At 30.0% G+C, this 6,018-nt stretch carries 5 protein-coding genes; 2 read left to right on the forward strand and 3 right to left on the reverse strand.

Annotated features, from left to right (window positions below):
* Positions 1–15: 15 nt before the first annotated feature.
* Positions 16–720 (reverse strand): YeeE/YedE thiosulfate transporter family protein, encoded by a 705-nt coding sequence (locus BUB36_RS07150; protein WP_242655738.1) that lies wholly within the window; start codon positions 718–720, stop codon positions 16–18.
* A 195-nt stretch (positions 721–915) separates the two neighbouring features.
* On the opposite strand from BUB36_RS07150, the gene BUB36_RS07155 reads away from it, so the two are divergent.
* Positions 916–1,791, forward strand: coding sequence for a nucleoside hydrolase (locus BUB36_RS07155; RefSeq protein WP_073148489.1), 876 nt, complete (start codon positions 916–918; stop codon positions 1,789–1,791).
* Positions 1,792–1,873: 82 nt separating this feature from the next.
* Here BUB36_RS07155 and BUB36_RS07160 read toward each other — a convergent pair whose 3' ends face one another.
* On the reverse strand, positions 1,874–2,821 hold the full coding sequence (locus tag BUB36_RS07160) for a sulfurtransferase (RefSeq protein ID WP_073148492.1): 948 nt from the start codon (positions 2,819–2,821) through the stop codon (positions 1,874–1,876).
* A gap of 348 nt (positions 2,822–3,169) precedes the next feature.
* Here BUB36_RS07160 and BUB36_RS07165 point away from each other — a divergent pair, with 348 nt between their 5' ends.
* Positions 3,170–4,093, forward strand: a complete 924-nt coding sequence (locus BUB36_RS07165) for a sulfurtransferase (protein WP_073148494.1) — start codon at positions 3,170–3,172, stop codon at positions 4,091–4,093.
* Positions 4,094–4,145: 52 nt separating this feature from the next.
* Here BUB36_RS07165 and BUB36_RS07170 read toward each other — a convergent pair whose 3' ends face one another.
* On the reverse strand, positions 4,146–5,651 hold the full coding sequence (locus BUB36_RS07170) for a HAMP domain-containing sensor histidine kinase (protein WP_131821218.1): 1,506 nt from the start codon (positions 5,649–5,651) through the stop codon (positions 4,146–4,148).
* Positions 5,652–6,018: the final 367 nt, after the last annotated feature.

Here is a 6,018-nt window from a genome sequence, read left to right on the forward strand (position 1 = left end):
ATAAAAACCCCCAAATTACATTGCCATCATATTATTATTTTTATCATACCAATCAGCTATATAGTATAGAATAATCAAAACTAATATTTGAATAGTTATTGATAAAGGAAACCCTAGATAATGTGGTATATATATAGCAGGTGATTTGCTGATAAATAATTTATCCCAAAATTCAAAGTGTCTTGCACCTAAAAGTGTTCCTATAACAAATCCTATTAATACAATCAATTGCAAAATAAACCCTTCTCCTATTCGCATGAGGGTTCCACTTGCACATCCACCAGCTATAACCATTCCTATTCCAAATAATATTGCTCCTAAAGCAGTATGCACTCCTACTGGAGCAATTTGTCCAGGAATTTTCATTATATCTGTATCTATATTTCCTCCTAAAGATTTATACTGAATGATAGCAAATCCTACAGTAGAAATAATAAATGCTATTATTACAGCTTTGAATATAGATGTACTTCCCACCATTATCGGATCTCGAAAACTAGCCGTGAAACAAAATCTCGATTTTTGGAGTGTAAAACCTATAAAGAGTCCTAAAAGCCAAATTATGCTATATATAAAGTTATTTCTGAATAAATAAAGATATATAAAGCTTACTATCATTATAAAAATCAAACCGTATTTTAGTTGATTCTTCTTGCCTTTATAATTTAATTGTCGATTTTTCTTCAACTCTTGTATTTTACTTGAAGACAATTGCTTCACTCCCTTATATGGATAGACTAGTATGTTAAATTCTAGTCAATCCATTAGTTATATTATATATTATATAAAAAACATTTCGCATTTAAAATGTTTATATAGAATAACTAAATATTATATAGCTTTGCTATTTATATTTTAACAGCTTCTGTGCTAAAATAAAAATGTTAAATAATCCAATTATTAAGGTGGTCTAAAATGCATAAAGTTATTTTTGATTGTGACAACACTATGGGAGTTGAAAACTGTGATGTTGATGATGGTCTAACTCTATTATATCTACTAGGTAGACAGGATATTGACCTTTTAGGTGTCACCACTACCTTTGGCAATAGTAAAATTGATATCGTTTATAACAACACTATAAAGATGTTTAATGAACTAAAACTTAATGACATTCCTCTATACAAAGGTGCTTCTTCAAGTAAAGATAGACAAAGTGAAGCTGCTGAATTTTTAACAAAAATGACAAAAAAATATCCTGGAGAAATAATACTACTTGCAACAGGTTCCTTAACCAATTTACTAGGAGCATATGAACTGGATAACAATTTTTTTAACAATTTAAAAGAAATTGTCTTGATGGGTGGTATTACCGAGCCACTGATAATCAATGGTAAAAATTTAGATGAACTAAATTTCTCTTGCGATTCAGAAGCCACATATAAAGTTTTAAGCTCTAATACCAATGTAACAGTAATTACTGGACATATTTGTCTTCAAGCCTTCTTCGGAGAAAATGAATACAAAAGACTAATGGAAAATGACTCAGTAAAGATTTATCAGTATATTAGAGATAAGACTATAAATTGGTTTGAATTCATTATGCAAAAATTTGGTATAAAAGGCTTTTACAACTGGGATATAGTTGCTTCCGTATATATAACGCATCCTGAATTATTTGATAGAAACATTCAAAAAATTACCTCTACTTCTCAGGACTTAGATAATGGATATCTTAAAATTAATAACTTATCTGGTAATAGCTATGAAATAAATATTCCTACCAAGATAAAGGATATAGATAAGTTTAATAAAGTAATTTTTGATTCATGGGCAAAGGTGAAAATTTAAATGGTAAAGCTTTTAATTTATCAATATTTTTTAAATTTAAAAGGGTTAAGCCATTAATGATTGGCCCAACCCTTTCTTAAATTTATTTTTCTATTTTTTCACCGCTTTTTGAATACTCTAACCATGAACCATCATAATTCTTAACATTTTCATACCCTAATAATTCTGTTAAAGCAAACATTGTATGGGCTGCTCTAACAGCACTTTTGCAATGAGGAATTATTGCTTCCTTATCAGCTGTTATTCCAGCAGCTTCATATATTTTTTTCAATTCATCAGCACTTTTATATGTACCATCTTCATTTAAAGCCTTTGTCCATTCTATCCAAACTGCTCTTGGAATATGCCCATCATTCCACTCTTTCTCTGAACGAGTATCTAATACTATTAACTTATCATTATCATAGCTGGCTTTTACCATATCTAAATCCGCAATCAAGCTTTTATTTGCTTCCTTGGCAGTATATGTTGCAGCTTCAACATCCGCTGGAGATTTTTCAGTTTCAAACCCTGCTGCTTCCCATGCCTTTAAACCGCCATTAAGTAGCCTTACATCGTCATGTCCATATACCTTCATTACCCACCAAAGGCGAGCTGCCCAAAGCTCATTATCAGCATCATAAATTACTACAGTATCTTCATTAGTTATTCCTGCTGCTCCAAGTACTTTTTCTATTTGTTCCTTAGGTGCTATCATACCTTTAACACCATTTACAGTTGCTGCTATATCGCCTCTAGCTATTTTTACTGAACTAGGTATATAACCTCCAGGTAATTTTGCATCTCTAAAGTCTACAACCTTAACTTCACCCTTATCTATCATGTCTTTTAGTTCATTTGCTGATACTAGGCTTTGTGGTTTAGCATAGCCCATATCATTCTTTGCTTCTTGACCTTGTTCTGGTTCTTTTTCTTGTTCAGATTTTTCTTTTACTGCAGGCTCTTCTTTTACCGTAGTAGTACATCCAACTACACTAAAAATTAGTGCTAACACGAGAAGTAGTACAAATAAATTTTTTGATTTTAACATATTCTTTTACCTCCTCTTTTCTTTTGCATTTAGGTCTTAATGCAATGGACAATATTTGTTAAATTATTATCTATGATAATTATAAAACTAATTTGATTTTTTTGATAGTATTTATATGAAATCATTATAAGTATAAAAGTTGTTTATACAAAAAATTTAATATGCACTAATGTGCCACTTTAGAAGATGTAGAAATAATAATATAAATTTTTATTATAGTTATAAATAATAATTATAAATTCTTGCCTTTTAAAATAGTTATGATAATATAGTTTCGCTGGACAAATTATTAACAAATGTCCATTTGATATTCTAGCAAAAGCTTAGGAAAAGAGGAGGAATACGTTCATGTTTAAATTCAATGCAAAATTCTTACTAGTATTACTGTTAATTGTTGCGCTTATGGCTGGATGTACTGCAAAGGTTGAAGAACCACAGCCCACTAAGGAACAAAAACCAGCTCAACAGCAAGCTGACGAAAAAACTAAAGAAGAATATGCACATCCGGAAAGCCTAATATCAGCAAAAGAGTTAAAAGAAATAATGGATGATGAAAATGTTGTCATTGTTGGTGTTATGGTAAAAGGAAAATATATCCCTGGTTCTGTTAACCTAAAGGAAAAAGATTTTAATACAGAGCTTAATGGGGTACCTGATATGAGACCTACTCCAGAAATATGGGTACAGGCTTTATCAAATTACGGAATTGATAACGATGATACAATAGTTCTTTATGATACAAAAAATATGCTGCTATCAGCACGTGTTTGGTGGATATTTAAATATTATGGACATGAAAATGTTAAAATTTTAAACGGTGGTATCAATGCATGGAAAAATGCTGGTTTTAATACAGACTCAACTCCCGCTGAAAGAAAAGCCTCAAGCTATGAAATAAAAGGTGAAAATCCAGATGTACTTGCTACATTGGATACTATAAAGACAAGCTATGATAATGAAAATATAATTACTTTGGATACTCGTTCTGAAAAAGAATGGAAAAAAGGAAGAATTCCAGGTGCAGTCTGGGTCGAATGGACTAATGCTATAAGTGAAGATGGTACATTTAAAAGTGCTAGCGAACTTAAAGCACTATATGAAGGAAAGGGAGTTACTGCTGACAAGGATTTAATAATGCCATATTGCTTAGGTGGCTGGAGAGCAGCTAACTCAATGTTCGTTTTATCTGAATTACTTGGCTATGAAAATGTTAAAAACTACGACGGTTCATGGGCAGAATTCGGAGAATCTGGTGAACCTATAGAAAAGTAATTATTCAAAAAAGCAAGGTTACTACTTAATAATAACCTTGCTTTTTTTATATTTATATAATTCTTGCATCAACATGTTTATCTAATGAAAAATAAAATATTACACTGTTATTACTATTTTTTACACCAAAATCGCTTTTATGATGCTCTAAAATTCTTTTTACTATTTGTAGTCCTAGCCCAGTGCCACCAGACTCTCTATTTCTTGATTTTTCAATTCTGTAGAAGGGTTTCCATATTTCTTCTATCTCATTCTCTGGTATGTTTACTCCAGTATTTTCCACGAAAACGAAGATTTTTTCTTCATTTTCCTTAATATTGATTAATATCTTTTCTCCTTCGTTAGTATATCTAACAGCATTACTATATAGGTTAGTTATTACCTGCTCAAGCTTCTTACTATCACCATTAGCGAAAACTTCCTCTAAATCTAATATTACTTCGATATTTTTATCCTTAACTAGTTTTTTAAATTTGCTATGAACCTTTAATACAATATCAGATATATCAAATATTTCCCAATTCAAACTGTAACCATCAGCTTCAATTTTTGATAACTGTAACATTTCAAATATTAATTCATTCATATGGTTTACTTCTTCGATCAAAGAATTTATATGATAAACATCGTGACTATCATATACACTGTCTCTAATACCTGAAGCAATCCCTTCGATAATGGTTAAGGGTGTTTTTAGCTCATGGGATATGTTAGCTATAAATTCCTTTCGTATCTTTTCTTGTTTTCTTTCTCTTTCAATATCATCAACAAGCTTTTCATTAGCCTCTTTTAATTGTGTAAGGCTTGTATTTAAATTATTTGATAAAGTATTCAAGCTATTTGCTAAATCTCCAATTTCATCATCTGAATCAATTTTACATTCACTTGAAAAATCTAGGTTTGCCATTTTACATGCTATATTTTTCATATGAATCAAGGGTCGTGAAATGATCTTAGAATAGAAATATGCAGCAATTGCAACCATTATAAATGCCAAGAGAAAGAAATATTTATTATAATTCTTTATAATAGCTATAGCATCATCTACTGGCTGTAGTGAAGTGGAAGCAAAAAATAAATATTGTCCATGATTTTTTATATCAACTGGTTTAATAAATATAATATTCTTTATACCTGTGCCTTCATCCATTAATTCATAGAAAGATAATTCATTTTCTTTAAATATGTCGCTAAGGTTTTTATTTTCCATTAAATTTAATATATTATTATAAAGTGTTTGTTCCTTATATAAACTACTATAGAACTTCTCATCTGGAATGTATAGGGATGAAATATAACCTTTAATTTTAACTAACTCTATATCCTCACTGTTTTCAAGTATAAAATCATAATCAATACTACCAGTTACAACATTAGTCGTCTGAAAATCTTCTAGTATATCTTCTAGTATAATAGTATTATATTGTCCTTCGTTGCTCTCAAAACCTCCTATTCCAAAACTGTCATATTCTTTACCATCTATAATAATTTGATATGGAAATATGTATGTATTTTGATTATCATAACTCTCCATTTCTCCAATAACCTCAATCGCCAATCCGTCTATAAAAGCTTTTTTATCTATACTAAGATTTTTTAAGAATAAATCAATATATACCTGAATTATTCATAGAAAACATCAAAAATGATTGAATCGTAGTATTAACAAGTAGTCCAACAAATTGGACTTTGCACCCATTGGGTGAAATAACAAAAAAATAAAGAAAAGAACCTAATTTTGTGTTAAAGTTAAAGCGTTAAAACAAAAACTATATCACGAAAAGAGGTTCTTTCTATGACAAGTTTACATCAAAATTCACTTAACTTCAACAAAAGTTTTTCATATGATTTCGGTGGAGGTAATCTTTCTTCAGATGCAGGGTTAATAATAGTTCGTTCTTTTCTTGAAAAAATTGGCTTAATAC

It is taken from the genome of Paramaledivibacter caminithermalis DSM 15212 (assembly GCF_900142245.1).
GTDB classification, from domain to species: domain Bacteria; phylum Bacillota; class Clostridia; order Peptostreptococcales; family Caminicellaceae; genus Paramaledivibacter; species Paramaledivibacter caminithermalis.